We start from the raw sequence: 17,618 nt of genomic DNA, 5'->3' as shown, positions 1-17,618 counted from the left end.
TGCCAAGGTGGAAGCCGGCGTCAAGCTGCGCGGCGCCGAGAAGGTTGCACGCATCCCGGTCAAGATCATCCCGACCACCGAACTGCCGAAGAAACCTGACTGGATTCGCGTGCGCATCCCGGTTTCGCCGGAAGTCGACCGTATCAAGTCGCTGCTGCGCAAACACAAGTTGCACAGCGTATGCGAAGAAGCCTCCTGCCCGAACCTGGGCGAGTGCTTCTCTGGCGGCACCGCCACGTTCATGATCATGGGTGACATCTGCACCCGTCGCTGCCCGTTCTGCGACGTCGGCCACGGCCGTCCGAAGCCGTTGGACGTCAATGAGCCAGAAAGCCTGGCCATCGCCATCGCCGACCTGAAGCTCAAGTATGTGGTGATCACCTCGGTAGACCGCGACGACCTGCGTGACGGTGGTGCCCAGCACTTTGCCGACTGCATCCGCGAGATCCGCAAGCTGTCGCCGAACGTGATGCTTGAAACCCTGGTGCCGGACTACCGTGGCCGTATGGACGTCGCCCTGGAAATCACCGCTGCCGAGCCGCCGGATGTGTTCAACCATAACCTGGAAACCGTGCCGCGCCTGTACAAGGCGGCGCGCCCGGGTTCGGACTACCAGTGGTCGCTGACCCTGCTGCAGAAATTCAAGCAGATGATGCCGCACATCCCGACCAAGTCCGGCTTGATGCTGGGCCTGGGTGAAACCGACGAAGAAGTCATCGAAGTCATGAAGCGCATGCGCGAACACGACATCGACATGCTGACCCTGGGCCAGTACCTGCAACCGTCCCGCAGCCACTTGCCGGTGCAGCGCTTCGTGCACCCGGACACCTTCGCCTGGTTCGCCGAGGAAGGCTACAAGATGGGCTTCAAGAACGTGGCCTCGGGCCCGTTGGTGCGGTCTTCGTACCACGCCGATGAGCAGGCCAAGCTGGTCAAGGCGAGCCTGGTTTCGTAAGCCGCTCCAGAATCAATGTGAAATGCGGGCTTGTGTGGGAGCTGGCTTGCCTGCGATAGCATCACCTCGGTGTCACTGATACACCGAGGCGCTTGCATCGCAGGCGAGCCAGCTCCCACATTTCGTTCTGCGTCATATAGGGAGAACCATGGATGACCGCCGCCGTACCTGCACTGCGCCCCGAAGGCACCCTCGGCATGATCGCCCCCGCCGGTCCCGCCGCGCTGGATGTTGAAAAAGCCCGGCAATGGATGCGTGCCCGTGGCTACGACCTGCACATTTTCCCCGGTGTGTACGAGCGCGACGGCTACCTGGCCGGTAGCGATGAAGTGCGCCTGCGCGATTTGCATGCCGCCTTCGCCAACCCCGACATCGATGCCATCCTCTGCCTGCGTGGCGGCTATGGCACGCCCCGTTTGCTCGATGCACTGGACTTCGACCTGCTGCGCGCCAACCCCAAGCCATTTGTGGGCTATAGCGATATCACCGCCTTGCACCTGGCCATCAACCGCTATGCCGGCTTCGTGACGTTCCACGGGCCCATGCTCAATGCCGACCTGCTCGGTGGCAAACAGCCGCCCACCGAATCCTCCTTGTTCAGCCTGCTGCGTGGCCAACGGGGCGCCGGCAGTGTGCTGCCGCACCCGATGGCCTACCCGCTGACCACAATCGAGCCAGGTGTGGCTTGTGGGCGTTTGCTGGGCGGTAACTTGTCGATGATCGCCGCGGTCATGGGCACGCCTTACGAAATAGACGCTGATGGCATCATCCTGTTTATCGAAGACGTCAACGAACCGCTCTATCGCATCGACCGATTGCTGACTCACCTGCGATTGGCTGGCAAGCTGGCCCAGGTCGCCGGTGTGCTGGTAGGGGATGTGGCCGGTGTGGATAGCGCGGCGTTGGCGCATCTGCTGAAGCAGACCTTTGAGCCGCTGTGCATTCCAGTGCTGGCAGGCTGGCGCAGTGGGCATTGCGACCCGAACCTGACATTGCCGATGGGCGCCTTGGTGCGCCTGGATGCGGGGGAGCAGCGGGTGGTGTTGGAGCAGGATGTAGTGTTCAAGGCCTGATCGTTCCCACGCTCTGCGTGGGAATTCCTCCAGTGACGCTCTGCGTCACCCTCTTCAGCCGCGGACGCGGAGCGTCCAAGGCAGCACTCCCACGCAGAGCGTGGGAGCGATCACTTCAGCGGTTCTGCAGCGATTCCAGCAATTTCACCGTCGGATACCCATCCGCCGGCCAGCCCAGCGCCTGCTGTGCAGCCCGAATCGCCTTGCGCGTGTTGGCGCCAATAATCCCGTCGGCATTACCCGCGTCATACCCTTTGGCGCTGAGTGCCGTCTGCAGGTCAATGCGTTGCGAACGGCTCAGTGGCAGCTCATCTTTTGGCCAACTGCCCCGAATCACACCGCCGCCGCCAAATCGCTCCGACAGCAAGCCAACCGCCAGTGCATAGGACGACGAATTGTTGTACTTGAGGATCGCGCGGAAGTTATCCAATACCAGGAATGCCGGGCCACGGTAGCCGGCCGGTAACAGCAGGGCGGCGGACAACTGGTCGACATTGACCGGCAGGCTCACGCCAGGGGGAAGTTGGATGCCCAGTTGCAGCCATTGCGCCACGGTCTTGCGCACGCCGCCATCGGCCAGGCTGTAGTCGAAGCCAGACGGCAGCGGCTGCACTTCAACGCCCCATGGCTGGCCTTTCTGCCAGCCGGAGCTTTGCAGGTAATGCGCGGTGGAGGCGAGGGCGTCGGACGGGCTGTTCCAGATATCGCGGCGACCGTCACCGTCGAAGTCCACGGCATGGGTGTTGTAGGTGGTCGGGATGAACTGGGTCTGGCCCATCGCCCCGGCCCAGGAACCTTTCATCTGGTCGGCCTGAATATCGCCATGCTGGATGATCTGCAGCGCTGCCAGCAACTGCGCTTGCGCAAAGGCCGGACGACGTCCTTCATAGGCCAGGGTGGCCAGGGAGCGGATCACCGAGTTATTGCCCTGGAAAGCGCCGAAGTTGCTCTCCATGCCCCACACCGAGACCAGCGCCTGGCGGTCGACGCCATAGCGTTGCTCGATGCTTTGCAGAATATCGGCGTACTTGACCAGCAGTGCCTGGCCATTGCGCACGCGCACCGGCGACAGTGCACCGTCGAGGTATTCCCACACTGGGCGGGAAAATTCGGGTTGGCTGCGGTCGGCGCGAATCACCGCCATATCAGGTGTGACGCCGGCAAAAGCGTTATCGAACACGGCCGCAGTGATCCCGGCCTGCAGCGCTTGCGCACGGAAGCCAGCTTGCCATTCGGCAAAGGTCTGGGTCGGCTGGATATCGAGATTGTCCACCGCCAACGGGGCCACCACGGCAGGCGCGATAGCCGGGGCCGTCTGGAGCTTGGGCAGGGGTTGAGCGTCCGCAGCGGTAGGTTTTTCGGCGCAGGCGACGAGCAGAATGAGGCTGGAGGCAGCGATCAATTGGCGCAGGTGCCAATGACGAGAAAGACGAGAGGGCATGCACAGGTCCAGGGGTTACAAATCAGGTACAGACCTTATCATGCCAGAGGGGCGCTTGCCTTCAGGCAGCCAGAAAGTAAGAAGCCTCCCAGCTATTAGACTGGAAGGCTTCGCGGCGGTAGCTGCCTTTGCCCTTGCCGGCGCGTTCCTGACGGCTGCGGAACAGTGGCTGGGCGATGATGGATTTGGCCTTGTTGGGGCCATGCTTGGATGGCTTTTTGCTCATGGTGGATTCTCTCGCTTGGGGTGGAATGCAGCGGTGCAAATCATCTGCCGAAGTGGGCCGGCTGTAAAGCCCGTCGATAGGTGGGAAATGTTGCAAATAGGCAGTGGGCAGAGTCAATGTGGGAGCTGGCAAGCCAGCTCCCACAGGGTTTTGTGCCGTTGTACAGAGGTGGTTATTCGGCAGGCAACGCCAGGCGCTGGCCGGCCATCAACAGCGACAGACGGCTCAGGCTCATCCACGGCGAGCCGGCCGCCTGGCCTTTGATCTGTGCATCGATGCGCTGCGCTTCCAGCAACAGTTGCGCCCAGCGTTGCGCCGAGTGCCGTTGCAGGGCTTTGCTCATCAGGGGTTTGCGCTTGTCCCACACCGGTGGCCGGGCCTGGCTGAAGCATTTGTCCAGCGGTGTGCCCTGGCTGTATTGCAGCGCAATGTTCGCCAACACGCGCAGCTCACGGGCCAGGGCCCAGAGAATCACCGGGGGTTCCACCCCTTCGCCGCGCAGGCCTTCAAGCATGCGCAGGGCGTGGGCGGGCTCGCCGTTGAGGATGGCGTCCACCAGGCCGAACACATCAAAGCGCGCGCTATCGGCCACTGCGCCTTGCACGGTTTCGACGGTGATCTGCCCGTCTTCGGCCATCAGCTTGAGCTTTTCGATCTCCTGGGCGGCGGCAAGCAGGTTGCCCTCGACCCGAGCGGCGATCAGCTCCACGGCATCCTGTGTCGCAGCGAGACCTGATTGAGACAGGCGCTGACGAATCCACTGCGGCAACTGGTTGCTGTCCACCGGCCAGATCTGGATGAACTGAGTCTGTGGACCTTCAACCAGAGCCTTGCCCCACTTGGTTTTCTGCGCGCTGCCGTCGAGCTTGGGCAGGCTGACCAGCAACACGGTGTCTTCGGCGGGGCGCGAGCAGTATTCCATCAACGCCGCCGCGCCTTTATCGCCCGGCTTGCCCGAGGGCAGGCGCAGTTCCAGCAGGCGTTTCTCGGCAAACAGCGACATGCTCGCGCCAGCTTGCAGCAGCGTGCCCCAGTCGAAACTGGCGTCGGCACTGAAGACCTGGCGTTCATCGAAGCCTTGTTGGCGTGCGGCGGTGCGAATAGCGTCGGCCGCTTCCTGGCACAGCAGCGGGTCATCACCGCTGACGATATAGACAGGCGCAAGGCCACCTTGCAGGTGCTTGGCGAGTTGGGCGGGGGCAAGTTTCATAGGCGGGGCGAACGGGGCGCCAGGGGCGCCCCGTCTGGCTTACTCGACAGGGACTTCAACAGGCGACTGTTTCGGTGTGTTGTCTTCATATTCCTGCGCGGCTTTCAGGGCGTCGGCGTCAGCCTTGGCCTTGTTGTCGGCCACTTGCTGCAGCTCAGCCAGTTTTTCCGGGGTGAGCATTTGCAGGCGAGTCATCATGCGCTGGATCAGCTCACGACGCATTTCCTTGCGCACCTGGATGGTCTCGGAGTCCGAACCCACCAGGTTGTTGCCATCGTGGCTCACCACTTTCTGCACCTGGATCTTGTCACCCATCAACGGCAACTGATCACGGCCTTGTATTTCGAACATCAGCGCTGTGTTCAACTCGACGTCGGACGCACGGCCAGCACTGGCGTAGCTGATATTGCGCTGGGTTTCTCGCTCATCCGTCAGGATCAGTTTGTAGGTTGCGCCGTTGTACACGTGCACACCGCTGTTTTCCAGGGTCTGGCGCAGCTGGGTGACGGTTTCGCCGTAGGCGTTGCGGGCGCTGACGTCGAGTTCCTTGAGCGACAGCTCATTGGTGCCGGTGCCGCGCAGCTGGAAGCCGCAAGCGCTCAACAGCACGGCAAGGCCCATAACCAGCAGATTGCGTTTGATCATTTTGTTGCTCCCCTTGAAACCAGGTGGGCCTTATCGGGCCCTAAAGGTTTAGTTCGGCGCGGGGCCAAGCCCCGCGCCCGATCCGATTTAGCTGGCGACGATATTGACCAGTTTGCCGGGCACCACGATCACCTTGCGGATGGTCAGGCCTTCGGTAAAGCGCAGCACGTTCTCATTGATACGTGCAGCTGCTTCAACCTCTTCACGGCTGGCGCTGGCCGGCATGTCGATCTGGCCACGCAGTTTACCGTTAACCTGGATGACCAGTTGCAGCGTGTCCTGTACCAGGGCGCTGTCATCCTGCACCGGCCAGGCGGCATCGATGACGGCACCGCTGTGGCCCAGACGGCTCCACAGTTCATGGCTGATGTGCGGCGTGATCGGCGCGAGCAACAGGGTAACTGTTTCCAGGCCTTCCTGGATCAGCGCACGGTCTTGTTCGGTCGCCTGCGAGGCTTTTTCCAGCACGTTCATCAGCGTCATCACCTGGGCGATGGCGGTGTTGAATTTGTGGTTCTGCCCAACGTCCTGGCTGGCCTGGCGGATAGCCAGGTGGATGCTGCGGCGAACGGCTTTCTGCTCGTCGTTCAACGCGCCGATATCCAGCTTGCCCGGCAGGCCCTGGCTGACATGAGCGTGGGCCAGGCGCCAGACACGCTTGAGGAAACGGTGCGAGCCTTCGACGCCCGAGTCGGACCATTCGGCGCTCATGTCAGGCGGCGAGGCGAACATCATGAACAGGCGGCAGGTGTCGGCGCCGAACTGATCGATCATCGACTGTGGGTCGACGCCGTTGTTCTTGGACTTGGCCATCTTCTCGGTGCCACCGATTTCCACCGGCAGGCCGTCGGCTTTCAGCTTCGCGCTGATGACCTTGGCCTTGCTGTCACGCTCAAGCTCGACATCCGCCGGGTTGAACCAGGTGTAGGCGCCATTGGCTTCGCGGCGATAGTAAGTGTCGGCGATCACCATGCCCTGGGTCAGCAGGTTCTTGAATGGCTCATCGGAGCTCACCAGGCCTTCGTCACGCATCAGCTTGTGGAAGAAGCGCGCGTACAGCAGGTGGAGGATGGCGTGTTCGATGCCACCGATGTACTGATCCACTGGCAACCAATGGTCGGCTGCGGATTTCTCCACCAGGCCGCCTTCATAGTGCGGCGAGGCATAACGAGCGTAATACCACGAGGACTCGACGAAGGTGTCCATGGTGTCGGTTTCACGCTTGGCCGGCGCGCCGCATTTAGGGCAGCTGCACTCGTAGAACTCGGGCATGCGCGCCAACGGCGAGCCAGCACCATCCGGCACCACGTCTTCTGGCAGCACGACCGGCAGTTGGTCTTCCGGTACCGGCACGTCACCGCAGGCTTGGCAGTGGATGATCGGGATCGGGCAACCCCAGTAGCGCTGGCGGCTGATGCCCCAGTCACGCAGACGGAACTGGGTGCGCGAGGCACCGAGGTTTTTCTTGATCAGGGCTACTTCCATGGCGTCGAACGCGCCCTGGAAGTCCAGGCCGTCGAATTCGCCGGAGTTGATCAGCGTGCCGTGCTCGCCGTAGGCGTCTTGCCACGGAGCGGGGTTGGTATCACCCGAGCTAGTGCGCACGACCGACTTGATAGGCAGGCTGTACTTGGTGGCGAATTCGAAATCGCGCTCGTCGTGGGCCGGCACGGCCATGACGGCGCCATCGCCGTAGTGCATCAATACGTAGTTGGCGACCCAAACCGGCAGTTTCTCGCCGGTCAACGGGTGCTCGACGAACAGGCCGGTCGGCAGGCCTTTTTTCTCCTGGGTGGCGACATCGGCTTCGGCCACGCTGCCGCCTTTGCATTCAGCGATGAACGCCTGCAGCTCAGGGTTGTTCTGTGCGGCCTGGGTGGCCAGCGGGTGTTCGGCGGCCACGGCGACGTAGGTCGCGCCCATCAGGGTGTCGGGGCGGGTGGTGAACACCTTGAGTGCGCCGGCTTCGCCGATGGAGTCGACGTTGTACGGGAACTGCACTTCCATGCCCTTGGATTTGCCGATCCAGTTGCGCTGCATGGTCTTGACCTGTTCAGGCCAGCCCGGCAGATCGTCAAGGCTCGACAACAGTTCATCCGCGTAGGCGGTGATCTTGAAGTAGTACATCGGGATTTCGCGCTTTTCGATCAGCGCGCCGGAACGCCAGCCGCGACCGTCGATGACCTGTTCGTTGGCCAGTACGGTCTGGTCGATCGGGTCCCAGTTCACGGTGCCGCTTTTTTTGTAGATCACACCTTTTTCGAACAGGCGCGTGAACAGCCATTGTTCCCAGCGGTAGTAATCCGGCTTGCAGGTGGTGACCTCGCGGGACCAGTCCACCGCCAGGCCCAGGCTGCGCAACTGGGTCTTCATGTAGGCGATGTTTTCGTAGGTCCACTTGGCGGGCGCCACGTTGTTTTTCATCGCGGCGTTTTCTGCCGGCATGCCGAAGGCGTCCCAACCCATGGGTTGCAGCACGTTCTTGCCGAGCATGCGCTGGTAGCGCGAAATCACGTCGCCGATGGTGTAGTTGCGCACGTGCCCCATGTGTAGCTTGCCGCTGGGGTAAGGGAACATCGATAGGCAGTAGTAAGTCTCCTTGCCTGGCTGTTCACTGACTTCAAAGGACTTTTGCTCGTCCCAGAAGGTTTGGGCGGCATTTTCTATTTCACGGGGCTGATATTGTTCGTGCATGGCTACTTTTGAACTGGATAGGGGTGGCCTAATCCTCTTCGGTGCACTGTCCGGGTTGTTCGACACCAAGAAGCGGCGCGTCCGTGCCCAAACCCTGCGGGAAGTGGAGTTACAGGAAGCGCCGTAGCATACATGACCCCACTCTATCGAGGGAAACCCTGATTGCGCGCCAAGGGCCGTCTGTCGCGGCACCGGGCAGGCGCAGCAACGGGGGCTACGCTGTTTAGTGGGGAGCAAGTATTTCTTCAATGAGGTGAGGGGATGGTTGAATCGCAGCGAACTTTAACGAAACCGCAGTTGTATGAAGGATTGATCGACCGTTTGGGTCGGGCATTGGACGCCGCAAGAACCGCAGGCCGATTGCGTGATGAACGGCCTCTGGAGCTGGAGTTGCGAGGCTTGAGTCAGGCGGAGCTTGAATTGATCAAGAACTATCTGGCGTTGAATCACGACCGCGCCTCCCATGGGCAGGCTTCCCCGCCTGCTCATTCGGCCAAGGTCATCTGGCTCAAAGACCTGGCGACCGGCCGCGGGCCAGAGAACTTCCGCTCCGTGCGGTGCAAGTGAGCCCCGCGTTATCCGTTAGCGTTATCAAAATGTTGTCGGTAAGGATTGTTGCAAAACCCCGATGCATCTAGGCTTCGGGCATCTTTGGAGATGCCCGATGCCTTTTCGTTATTTCATTAAACAACTGTTGTTGCCGCCCGGTATTTTTCTGCTGTTGTTGGCGTGTGCCTGGTGGTTTCGCCGCAGCCGTCCGCGCCTGGCGGGCTTGTGCTTTGCCCTGGGGCTGGGCGGAATGTGGTTGATCAGCCTGCCAGTGATGGTGCAATGGGGCGCCCGTGCCCTGGAGACAGAGCCGCCTTTGGCCCGGGAAGACTGGGCCACCCTGGCCCAGCGTGCCGATGCGATTGTGGTGCTGGGCTCGGGGCGCGAGCGTGGAGATATTGCGTGGGGCAGCGACCAGCCCACCGGTATTGGCCTGGAACGTGAGCGTTTTGCCGCGCGGCTGGCCAAGGCATCCGGTTTGCCAGTGCTGACCAGCGGCGGCTTGCACTACGGCACGCCGCCCAGTGAGGCCGAGCTGATGGCCGTGTCGATGCAGGATGACTTCGGTGTCACCGTGCGCTGGAAAGAAGAGCGCAGCCGTACTACCTGGGAAAACGCCCAGATGAGCGCCGAGATTTTGTTGCCGCAAGGCATCAAGCGTGTAGTGGTAGTGACCCAGGCCTGGCACATGCCGCGTTCGGTGTGGAGTTTTGAAAAGGCCGGCTTCACCGTGGTGCCGGGGCCGGTGGGCTTTTTGGGTGTCGACCATGGCCGACCGCTGGGTGGCTGGATGCCGGAGGTCAAGGCGGTGTGGCAAAGCGGGCAGTTGATCAATGAAGTGGTGGGGCAGGTGGGGTATCGATTGTTCTACCGATAGGTGCAACACAGGAGATCAAATGTAGGAGCTGGCTTGCCTGCGATGGCGGTGGGTCAGTGAGCACTCAGGGCACTGATACACCGCCATCGCAGCCAGCTCCCACAGGTCAGACCGTTTTGGCCATCCGAGCCGCCAACAGCGCCCAGCCAAAGAGCAGCACACACACAATGATCAACGGCCACGAACGCCATTGCAGGTACGGCGTGAGGTTATGCATCGGCACCACCTCCCCATAGAGAATGCCACGCTCGAACTGCGGGATCTGCGCGGTGATCTGCCCAAACGGGTTGATCAGCCCGGTCACGCCGTTGTTGGTGGCGCGGATCATCCAGCGGCCAGCCTCCAGCGCACGCATTTGCGCCATTTGCAGGTGCTGCAGCGGGCCGATGGAGCGGCCGAACCAGGTGTCGTTGCTGATAGTCAGCAGCAGGTCGCTCTGGGCCGACAGGCCGGCGGCGAATTCGGGGTACACCACTTCATAGCAAATGAACGGCGCAATCTGATAACCCTTGGCCTGCAGCATGGCCTGGTCAGAAGGGCCGCGGGCGAAGTCCGACATGGGCAGGTCGAAGAAGGCAATCAGCCCGCGCAGCATGTCCTGCAGCGGAACGTACTCGCCAAACGGCACCAGTTTTTGCTTGAGGTAGGTGCCGTCGCCTTCGCCGACCACGGTGATGCCGTTGAAGTAGCGCTTCTGGTGGTGCACTTCCTGGCGAATCGGTACCCCAGTGATCAATGCGCTGTCCCGGTCGGCGGCAAACTTGCCCATCATGCCCAGGTAGCCCTCCACGGACTCCTTGAGCACCGGCACGGCAGTTTCCGGCCAGACCAGCAGGTCGACGCGCTTGGAACTCAGGCTCATGTCGCGGTACAGCGCCAACTGTGCATTGAGCTGGTCCGGGTCCCACTTCATGCTTTGCTCGACGTTGCCCTGAATCGCAGCCACGCTCAGGGGCGCACCAGACGGCGATGTCCAGGCGTGATGCTTGAGTGCCAGGCCAATCGCCCAGGGCGCAACCAGCAATAACAGGCCCGCGCCGATGAAGGCATTGCGCTTGCTGGCCAGCAGGCGCGGCAGGTTGCACAGCAATGCGGCAGTGAGCGCGAGGGCGAAGGAAATCAGCCACATCCCACCCAATGGCGCGAGGCCGGTCAACGGCCCATCGAGTTGACTGTAACCGGAGTACAACCACGGGAAACCGGTAAGGAACCAGCCACGAAAGGCTTCCTGGCCGACCCACAACGCGGCGAACGTCAATGCATCCGCCAGTGGTGCTTCGTTACGGCGCAACCAGCGCGTCCATAGCCAGGCGGGCAGGGCAAAGAACCAGGCGATGGCGGCGGTGAACAGCAGCATCAGGAACCCCGCCAGCAGCACCGAAGCGCCGCCGAAGTGGTGGATGCTGTAGTAGATCCAACTGGTGCCGGCACCAAACAGGCCGAAGCCGAAACACCAGCCACGGCCCAGGGCCTGGCGGGGTGTCAGCTCCCGCAGGCCGATATAGAACAGGCCGACCGCTACCAGCGCCAACGGCCAGATATCGAACGGCGCCAGCGCCAGGGTTGTGATGGCGCCGGCCACCACGGCCAGCAAGTTACCGGGCCAGCCGGGTGAGGTGAGACGGCGCATGTCAGTCCTTAGCGGGCGATGGGTGTCAAACGGATCAGATGGATACGACGGCTATCAGCATTGAGGATGCGGAAGCGATAGGCGCCGATCTCGGTGGTTTCATTACGCTTGGGCAGGTGCCCGAACGCACTCATCACCAGGCCGCCGACGGTGTCGAACTCATCGTCCGAAAACTCGCTGTCGAAGAACTCGTTGAAGTTTTCGATGGGCGTCAGTGCCTTGATCAGGAAGTCACCGCTGGGCAGCGGCTTGATGTAGCTGTCTTCTTCGACGTCGTGCTCGTCTTCGATGTCGCCGACGATCTGCTCCAGCACGTCCTCGATGGTGACCAGGCCGGCCACGCCGCCGTATTCGTCAATCACAATGGCCATGTGATTGTGGTTGGCGCGGAACTCGCGCAGCAGCACATTCAGGCGCTTGGACTCGGGCACGAAGGTGGCCGGGCGCAGCAGGTCCTTGATGTTGAAGCTGTCGCCATTCTCCTTGAGGATCAACGGCAGCAGGTCCTTGGCCAGCAGGACACCCATGACGTCGTCATGGCTTTCACCGATCACCGGGTAGCGCGAATGCGCCGAGTCGATCACGGCCGGGAGGAATTCCCGTGGGGTCTGGGTCGCCTTGATGCTGATCATCTGCGAGCGCGGGACCATGATGTCACGTACTTGCAGGTCAGCCACCTGGATGGCGCCCTCGACGATGGCCAGCGCTTCGCTGTCCAGCAACTTGTTCTGGTGTGCATCGCGCAGCAGCTCCAAGAGCTCCTGGCGGTTTTTCGGCTCGTGGGCAAAAGCCTGGGTCAGTTTACCCAGCCATGACTTCTGCCCGTTGCTCGATCGGTCTTCGCTCATAGCGATTACTCTAAATCCTTTGATATGACAGTTGAGTGTTGATCAGCTTTCGTCGTCTGCATATGGGTCGCGGTGACCCAGTTCTGCAAGCAACGTTCGTTCCAGTGCTTCCATTTCCTCGGCTTCGTCATCGTCTATATGGTCGTAACCCAAGAGATGCAAGCAGCCGTGGATGACTAGATGGGCCCAATGGGCCTCAAGTTCCTTGCCTTGTTCCGCCGCTTCTCGCTCGACCACCGCGACGCAGATCACCAGGTCGCCCAACAGCGGGATATCCAGCAATTCGTCGGGCACGTCGGCGGGGAAGGACAGCACGTTGGTCGCGTAGTCTTTCTGGCGCCAGGTGTGGTTCAGCTCACGGCCTTCGGCCTCGTCCACCAGACGAATGGTCAGCTCCGAGTCAGCGGTGCGCTGGCGCAAAGCCAGTTCACACCATTGGCGGAACTGGGCTTCGCTGGGGGCGGGCGCGTCGGTGGCCAGTTGCAGGTCTAGCTCAAGCATCGTGGCGAGCGTCCTTGGCGGGCGCGTCGTCGCGGTGTTCGAAACGCTCATAGGCTTCGACAATGCGCTGCACCAGCGGGTGGCGCACCACGTCCTTGGGCATGAAGTGCGTGAAGCTGATACCCGGCACGTCCTTGAGCACCTCGATCACTTGGCCCAGGCCCGACTTGGTGCCCTTGGGCAGGTCGACCTGGGTGATGTCGCCCGTGATCACGGCAGTGGAGCCGAAACCGATACGGGTGAGGAACATCTTCATTTGCTCGACGGTGGTGTTCTGGCTTTCGTCGAGAATGATGAAGCTGTTGTTGAGCGTACGGCCACGCATGTAGGCCAGCGGGGCGATCTCGATCACCTGGCGCTCGATCAGCTTGGCCACGTATTCAAAACCGAGCATCTCGTACAGCGCATCGTAGAGCGGGCGCAGGTACGGGTCGATCTTCTGGGCCAGGTCGCCGGGCAGGAAACCGAGCTTTTCGCCGGCCTCGACCGCTGGGCGCACCAGCAGGATACGCCGCACTTGCTCGCGCTCCAGGGCGTCGACGGCGCAGGCCACTGCGAGGTAGGTCTTGCCGGTACCGGCCGGGCCGATGCCGAAGTTGATGTCGTTGCCCAGGATTTCCTTGACGTACTTCTGCTGATTCAAGCCGCGTGGGCGAATCATGCCTTTTTTGGTACGCAAGGCCACGCTGGCTTCGGCCACCGGGTTATTGGCCAGGTCTTCCACAGCCGACTCCTGCAGGTACAGGTGCACGGTCTCCGGCGACAGCTCGCTACCCTTGGTTTCGCGGTAGAGACGGCGCAGCAGGTTTTCTGCAGACGTGGTGTGTTGGGGTTCACCAATGAGCTCGAACTGATTGCCGCGGTTGCGGATCTCGATGCTCAGGCGTTGTTCGATCAGGCGCAGGTGCTCGTCGAACTGTCCGCACAGGTTGGCGAAACGGCGAGCCTCAAAAGGCTCGAGGATAAAACGATGGGGTTCTGCTATGGGTGCGTTCAAGGTTGCTTTTAGCCGCCCTTTGGCTGATGAGGTGAGAGAGAGAATAACGCCAGGCGCTGGTGTGCGAAAGCACTTAAATAGCCTGGCCCCACTCTCGATAACCCTGAAGAACCCCTGTGGGAGCTGGCTTGCCTGCGATAGCGGTGGGTCAGTTGGCACATTGGGCACTGATACATCGCTATCGCAGGCAAGCCAGCTCCCACATTTTGATCTTCATCCGGTCAGCGAGATCAGTTGATCAACGAACCACGCAACGAGTGTGGCTGCGCCGCATCAATGTGCACATCGGCAAACTGGCCGATCAGCGTGGGATTGTCACAGCGGAAGTTGACGATTCGGTTGTTCTCGGTACGACCCTGCAATTCACCCGGGTCTTTCTTCGAATAATCGGTCACCAGAATGCGCTGGATCGAACCGACCATTTGTCGGCTGATTTCGAAGCCCTGCTGATTGAGGCGATGTTGCAGCGCGTTCAAACGCTCTTTTTTCAACGCCTCCGGGGTTTCATCCAGCAGGTCGGCAGCCGGGGTGCCAGGGCGCTGGCTGTAGACGAACGAGTAGGAGAAGTCGAAACCCACGTCTTCGATCAGCTTCATGGTCTGCTGGAAGTCTTTCTCGGTTTCGCCCGGGAAGCCGACGATAAAGTCCGAGCTGATGCAAATGCCTGGCACGGCGGCGCGAAGTTTGCGCAGTTTGGATTTGTATTCCAGTGCGGTGTGGTTGCGCTTCATCGCCGAGAGAATGCGGTCCGAACCCGATTGCACCGGCAAGTGCAGGTGCTTGACCAGCTCTGGTACTTCGGCGTGGGCCTGGATCAGGCTGTCGGAAAACTCCAGCGGGTGCGAGGTGGTGTAGCGGATGCGCTCAATGCCATCGACGGCGGCGACCACGCGGATCAATTCCGCCAGGTCGGCCAGTCGGCCGTCATCGGTCTGGCCACGGTAGCCGTTGACGTTCTGGCCCAGCAGGGTCACTTCGCGCACGCCGTTTTCAGCCAGGTGGATGATTTCCGACAGCACATCGTCAAACGGCCGGCTGACTTCTTCGCCACGGGTGTAAGGCACTACGCAGAAGGTGCAGTACTTGCTGCAGCCCTCCATCACCGACACATAGGCGCTCGGCCCATCGATGCGCGGTTCGGGCAGATGGTCGAATTTTTCGATTTCGGGGAACGACACGTCGACCTGCGGCAGCTTGGTGATGCGTGCGGCGTCGATCATCTCTGGCAGACGGTGCAGGGTTTGTGGGCCAAACACCACATCGACGTAGGGCGCGCGGTCGCGGATCGCGGCGCCTTCCTGGCTGGCCACGCACCCGCCGACGGCGATCACCATGTCCGGGTTGGCCAGTTTCAATTCGCGCCAGCGGCCCAGCTGCGAATACACACGGTCCTGGGCCCGCTCGCGGATCGAGCAGGTATTGAGCAGGATCACGTCGGCATCTTCGGCGCGGGCAGTGACTTCCAGGGCCTGGTGTTCGCCCAGCAAGTCGACCATGCGCGAGCTGTCGTACTCGTTCATCTGGCAACCGTGGGTTTCGATGTAAAGCTTCTTGGCCATGGGAATCGTCAACTGGTGGTAAAGAACCGCGCATTATAGGGGGCATGCCCATTGGTTCCTAGCGCTGTGCATCGGGTGCCATGCTATAGTTCGCGCCCTCTTTTATATCCCCATGTGTTGTTCGCCCACCATGACCAAACGTGAAGCTCCAATCTATAAGGTGATTTTCCTCAACCAGGGCCAGGTGTTCGAAATGTACGCCAAGCAGATCTATCAAAGTGATCTGTGGGGCTTCCTGGAGGTGGAAGAGTTCGTCTTTGGCGAGCGCACCCAGTTGGTGGTCGATCCGGGCGAAGAAAAGCTCAAGGCCCAGTTCGAAGGGGTAGTGCGCAGCTTTGTGCCCATGCATTCGATTGTGCGCATCGATGAAGTCGAGCGCTTGGGGACGCCGAAGATCAGTGAAGCTCGGGGCATGAGCAATGTGATGCCGTTTCCGATGCCGATGCCTGAGAAGTAGGGCTTTAGACCGAGGGGGGGTCTATCGCAGGCAAGCCAGCTCCCACACTCGACCGCGTTTCAATGCTGGAATGCAGTCACTGTGGGAGCTGGCTTGCCTGCGATAGCGATGTAAGGTCTACAAAAAATCAGGGAAGGGGTGAGAACGGCGAACGCCCATCAGCACTCTGCAATTCCTGCAGGTAGTTGCGGAAAATCTGCCCTAGCACCTGGGTCGCCACTTCCAGTTCATCGCGCTGCATGTGCTCGGCGACTTCGTCGGCGGTGTCCAGTGCGTCTTCGGCGCCATTGACCGCGGCCATTTTCAGCACGATGTACGCCTGAACGTTGTTGGCCGGCACGCCTTCGCCTTTGAAGAACATGTTGCCCAACTGGTATTGCGCCTGGGCGTGGCCCTGCAACGAGGCTTTCTCGAAGTAGCTCAACGCTTTGTTGAGGTCAACGGCCGGGTTCTTGCTGTCGTGGTAGTACTCGCCCAACTCGTATTGTGCTTGCGCATCCCCTTCCTCGGCCTGTTTCTGGCACGCGCTCAGGGCTTCGGCCTGGCTCTCTGGCTGGGTATTGAGGGTGCAACGACCCATCGCTGGGATTAACAACGAGTTGCCGCCGGCCTGGGCATGTGCCAGTAGCGGTTGAAGGAGCAACAGGCAGCCCAGAACCAGGGTGCGGCCGGTGCGTTTCATGGGAATCGACTTACCTCTGACGGGGCGCGCGGACCCTCGAGGGAGTCCAATAAGCGCGCATTATGAAATAAGCAGGCCTCTGCTTACAAAGTCTTTACTCGTTTTTCTGCTGCTTGGGCAAGTTATCTGCCGGATTGCAGGGCAATTCTCGAAAAAACCAGGAATTCTCTGTAAGCAAAGTAGCAAATCTGACGCTGCCAGGGGCAACGCCAGAGGTTGCCGTCACTTATTTCAGGGCCGCGAACGCGCGCTCGGCAGCATCCAGCGTCAATTTCAGTTCGGCTTCGCCATGGGCGATCGAAGTGAAGCCGGCTTCAAAGGCGCTCGGTGCCAGGTATACGCCGCCTTCGAGCATCAGGTGGAAGAAGCGCTTGAACAGCTCGGCATCGCTGCCCATCACGTCATCGAAGGTGACGATATCGTCGGCGCCGCTGAAGTACAGGCCGAACATGCCACCGGCCTGGGTGGTCACAAACGGGATGCCGGCGGCGTCGGCGCGTTGTTGCAGACCGTCGAGCAGGCGCGTGGTGTAGTCGGTCAGCTCGGCGTGGAAGCCCGGGCGGCTGATCAGGCGCAGGGTGGTCAGGCCGGCGGCCATGGCCAGCGGGTTACCCGACAAGGTGCCTGCCTGGTATACCGGGCCGAGCGGGGCGATGTGTTGCATGATCTCGCGCTTGCCGCCGAAGCAGCCTACCGGCATGCCGCCGCCGATGATCTTGCCGAAGGTGCTCAGGTCTGGCGTGACGCCGTAGTAAGCCTGGGCGCCACCGAGGGCGACCCGGAAACCGGTCATCACTTCGTCAAAAATCAGCACCACGCCATGCTTGTCGCACTGCTCGCGCAGGCCCTCAAGGAAACCCGGGGCCGGTGGAACGCAGTTCATGTTGCCGGCGACTGGCTCGACGATGATGCAGGCAACGTCCTGGCCGACTTCGCTGAGCATCTGCTCGACGGCCGCGATGTCGTTGAACGGCAAGGTCAGGGTGTGCTTGGCGAACGCCGCAGGTACGCCAGCGGAATTGGGAACGCCCTGGGTCAGCGCGCCGGAGCCGGCTTTCACCAGCAGGCTGTCGGAGTGGCCGTGGTAGCAGCCTTCGAATTTGATGATGTTGTCGCGGCCGGTGAAACCACGGGCCAGGCGGATCGCGCTCATGGTGGCTTCGGTGCCGGAGCTGACCATGCGCACCATTTCCATCGACGGCACGATCGAGCAGACCAGGTCGGCCATCTCGGTTTCCATCGCGGTCGGGGCGCCGTAGGACAAGCCGTGCTGC

At 61.2% G+C, this 17,618-nt stretch carries 17 protein-coding genes; 5 read left to right on the top strand and 12 right to left on the bottom strand.

Annotation, left to right across the window (positions count from 1 at the left end; all coding sequences use genetic code 11):
• The first annotated feature begins 7 nt into the window (after nt 1-7).
• Both lipA and APH41_RS06655 read left to right on the top strand, forming a co-directional pair.
• Nucleotides 8-955, top strand: a complete 948-nt coding sequence (gene lipA, locus APH41_RS06660; protein WP_256220158.1) for a lipoyl synthase — start codon at nt 8-10, stop codon at nt 953-955.
• 152 nt (nt 956-1,107) lie between these two features.
• Complete coding sequence (locus APH41_RS06655; RefSeq protein ID WP_054918110.1) at nt 1,108-2,028, top strand: LD-carboxypeptidase; 921 nt, start codon at nt 1,108-1,110, stop codon at nt 2,026-2,028.
• 115 nt (nt 2,029-2,143) lie between these two features.
• On the opposite strand, the gene APH41_RS06650 is transcribed toward APH41_RS06655, so the two are convergent.
• The 5 genes from APH41_RS06650 to leuS form a co-directional block, all read right to left on the bottom strand.
• Nucleotides 2,144-3,469 (bottom strand): lytic murein transglycosylase, encoded by a 1,326-nt coding sequence (locus APH41_RS06650; RefSeq protein ID WP_054918108.1) that lies wholly within the window; start codon nt 3,467-3,469, stop codon nt 2,144-2,146.
• 61 nt (nt 3,470-3,530) lie between these two features.
• Nucleotides 3,531-3,695, bottom strand: a complete 165-nt coding sequence (arfA, locus tag APH41_RS06645; RefSeq protein WP_003176285.1) for an alternative ribosome rescue factor ArfA — start codon at nt 3,693-3,695, stop codon at nt 3,531-3,533.
• Nucleotides 3,696-3,867: 172 nt separating this feature from the next.
• The gene (holA, locus tag APH41_RS06640; protein WP_003194456.1) at nt 3,868-4,905 is read right to left on the bottom strand and encodes a DNA polymerase III subunit delta; all 1,038 of its coding nucleotides are present in this window, start codon (nt 4,903-4,905) and stop codon (nt 3,868-3,870) included.
• A gap of 39 nt (nt 4,906-4,944) precedes the next feature.
• The gene (lptE, locus tag APH41_RS06635; RefSeq protein ID WP_014720078.1) at nt 4,945-5,550 is read right to left on the bottom strand and encodes an LPS assembly lipoprotein LptE; all 606 of its coding nucleotides are present in this window, start codon (nt 5,548-5,550) and stop codon (nt 4,945-4,947) included.
• Nucleotides 5,551-5,637: 87 nt separating this feature from the next.
• On the bottom strand, nt 5,638-8,244 hold the full coding sequence (gene leuS, locus APH41_RS06630) for a leucine--tRNA ligase (RefSeq protein ID WP_034126910.1): 2,607 nt from the start codon (nt 8,242-8,244) through the stop codon (nt 5,638-5,640).
• A 261-nt stretch (nt 8,245-8,505) separates the two neighbouring features.
• On the opposite strand from leuS, the gene APH41_RS06625 reads away from it, so the two are divergent.
• Together APH41_RS06625 and APH41_RS06620 are read left to right on the top strand one after the other, a co-directional pair.
• Nucleotides 8,506-8,811, top strand: a complete 306-nt coding sequence (locus APH41_RS06625) for a hypothetical protein (RefSeq protein WP_020301951.1) — start codon at nt 8,506-8,508, stop codon at nt 8,809-8,811.
• Between the two features lie 97 nt (nt 8,812-8,908).
• Nucleotides 8,909-9,670, top strand: coding sequence for a YdcF family protein (locus tag APH41_RS06620; protein ID WP_054896187.1), 762 nt, complete (start codon nt 8,909-8,911; stop codon nt 9,668-9,670).
• Nucleotides 9,671-9,776: 106 nt separating this feature from the next.
• On the opposite strand, the gene lnt is transcribed toward APH41_RS06620, so the two are convergent.
• The 5 genes from lnt to miaB all read right to left on the bottom strand — a co-directional run bounded on the left by lnt (nt 9,777) and on the right by miaB (nt 15,205).
• Nucleotides 9,777-11,300: an apolipoprotein N-acyltransferase gene (gene lnt, locus APH41_RS06615; RefSeq protein WP_054918106.1), complete on the bottom strand. Its 1,524-nt coding sequence runs from the start codon at nt 11,298-11,300 to the stop codon at nt 9,777-9,779.
• A gap of 8 nt (nt 11,301-11,308) precedes the next feature.
• Nucleotides 11,309-12,148, bottom strand: a complete 840-nt coding sequence (locus APH41_RS06610; protein WP_003194444.1) for an HlyC/CorC family transporter — start codon at nt 12,146-12,148, stop codon at nt 11,309-11,311.
• 42 nt (nt 12,149-12,190) lie between these two features.
• The gene (gene ybeY, locus APH41_RS06605) at nt 12,191-12,649 is read right to left on the bottom strand and encodes an rRNA maturation RNase YbeY (RefSeq protein WP_003194442.1); all 459 of its coding nucleotides are present in this window, start codon (nt 12,647-12,649) and stop codon (nt 12,191-12,193) included.
• Nucleotides 12,642-13,646 carry a PhoH family protein gene (locus APH41_RS06600; protein WP_019818064.1) on the bottom strand — a complete coding sequence of 335 codons (1,005 nt, stop codon included), beginning with the start codon at nt 13,644-13,646 and terminating at the stop codon, nt 12,642-12,644. Before APH41_RS06600 ends, ybeY begins: the two co-directional genes overlap by 8 nt.
• Nucleotides 13,647-13,876: 230 nt before the next feature.
• A complete protein-coding gene (gene miaB, locus APH41_RS06595) occupies nt 13,877-15,205 on the bottom strand; it encodes a tRNA (N6-isopentenyl adenosine(37)-C2)-methylthiotransferase MiaB (protein ID WP_014720071.1) in 1,329 nt (442 codons plus the stop codon).
• 130 nt (nt 15,206-15,335) lie between these two features.
• On the opposite strand from miaB, the gene APH41_RS06590 reads away from it, so the two are divergent.
• On the top strand, nt 15,336-15,662 hold the full coding sequence (locus APH41_RS06590) for a DUF1820 family protein (RefSeq protein WP_003215457.1): 327 nt from the start codon (nt 15,336-15,338) through the stop codon (nt 15,660-15,662).
• Between the two features lie 127 nt (nt 15,663-15,789).
• Here the strand turns inward: APH41_RS06590 and APH41_RS06585 are convergent, their stop codons facing one another.
• Nucleotides 15,790-16,344 carry a tetratricopeptide repeat protein gene (locus APH41_RS06585; protein ID WP_034126914.1) on the bottom strand — a complete coding sequence of 185 codons (555 nt, stop codon included), beginning with the start codon at nt 16,342-16,344 and terminating at the stop codon, nt 15,790-15,792.
• 226 nt (nt 16,345-16,570) lie between these two features.
• On the bottom strand, nt 16,571-17,618 hold a 1,048-nt coding region (locus tag APH41_RS06580), incomplete at its 5' end, for a glutamate-1-semialdehyde 2,1-aminomutase (protein ID WP_054918103.1).

The sequence above is a fragment of the Pseudomonas sp. NBRC 111138 genome (assembly GCF_001320835.1).
Classification (GTDB): Bacteria; Pseudomonadota; Gammaproteobacteria; order Pseudomonadales; family Pseudomonadaceae; genus Aquipseudomonas; species Aquipseudomonas paracarnis.
The sequence above is the reverse complement of the archived record's forward strand: the minus strand, read 5'-3'. Positions and strand labels throughout refer to the sequence as shown.

What these genes read in the sequence shown, in the direction of transcription:
- lnt (WP_054918106.1), bottom strand. Translation starts at nt 11,300, where the DNA reads ATGCGCCGTCTCACCTCACCCGGCTGGCCCGGTAACTTGCTGGCCGTG.
- ybeY (WP_003194442.1), bottom strand. Translation starts at nt 12,649, where the DNA reads ATGCTTGAGCTAGACCTGCAACTGGCCACCGACGCGCCCGCCCCCAGC.
- leuS (WP_034126910.1), bottom strand. Translation starts at nt 8,244, where the DNA reads ATGCACGAACAATATCAGCCCCGTGAAATAGAAAATGCCGCCCAAACC.
- APH41_RS06655 (WP_054918110.1), top strand. Translation starts at nt 1,108, where the DNA reads ATGACCGCCGCCGTACCTGCACTGCGCCCCGAAGGCACCCTCGGCATG.
- APH41_RS06625 (WP_020301951.1), top strand. Translation starts at nt 8,506, where the DNA reads ATGGTTGAATCGCAGCGAACTTTAACGAAACCGCAGTTGTATGAAGGA.
- arfA (WP_003176285.1), bottom strand. Translation starts at nt 3,695, where the DNA reads ATGAGCAAAAAGCCATCCAAGCATGGCCCCAACAAGGCCAAATCCATC.
- lptE (WP_014720078.1), bottom strand. Translation starts at nt 5,550, where the DNA reads ATGATCAAACGCAATCTGCTGGTTATGGGCCTTGCCGTGCTGTTGAGC.
- APH41_RS06590 (WP_003215457.1), top strand. Translation starts at nt 15,336, where the DNA reads ATGACCAAACGTGAAGCTCCAATCTATAAGGTGATTTTCCTCAACCAG.
- APH41_RS06650 (WP_054918108.1), bottom strand. Translation starts at nt 3,469, where the DNA reads ATGCCCTCTCGTCTTTCTCGTCATTGGCACCTGCGCCAATTGATCGCT.
- APH41_RS06610 (WP_003194444.1), bottom strand. Translation starts at nt 12,148, where the DNA reads ATGAGCGAAGACCGATCGAGCAACGGGCAGAAGTCATGGCTGGGTAAA.
- APH41_RS06620 (WP_054896187.1), top strand. Translation starts at nt 8,909, where the DNA reads ATGCCTTTTCGTTATTTCATTAAACAACTGTTGTTGCCGCCCGGTATT.
- APH41_RS06585 (WP_034126914.1), bottom strand. Translation starts at nt 16,344, where the DNA reads ATGAAACGCACCGGCCGCACCCTGGTTCTGGGCTGCCTGTTGCTCCTT.
- holA (WP_003194456.1), bottom strand. Translation starts at nt 4,905, where the DNA reads ATGAAACTTGCCCCCGCCCAACTCGCCAAGCACCTGCAAGGTGGCCTT.
- miaB (WP_014720071.1), bottom strand. Translation starts at nt 15,205, where the DNA reads ATGGCCAAGAAGCTTTACATCGAAACCCACGGTTGCCAGATGAACGAG.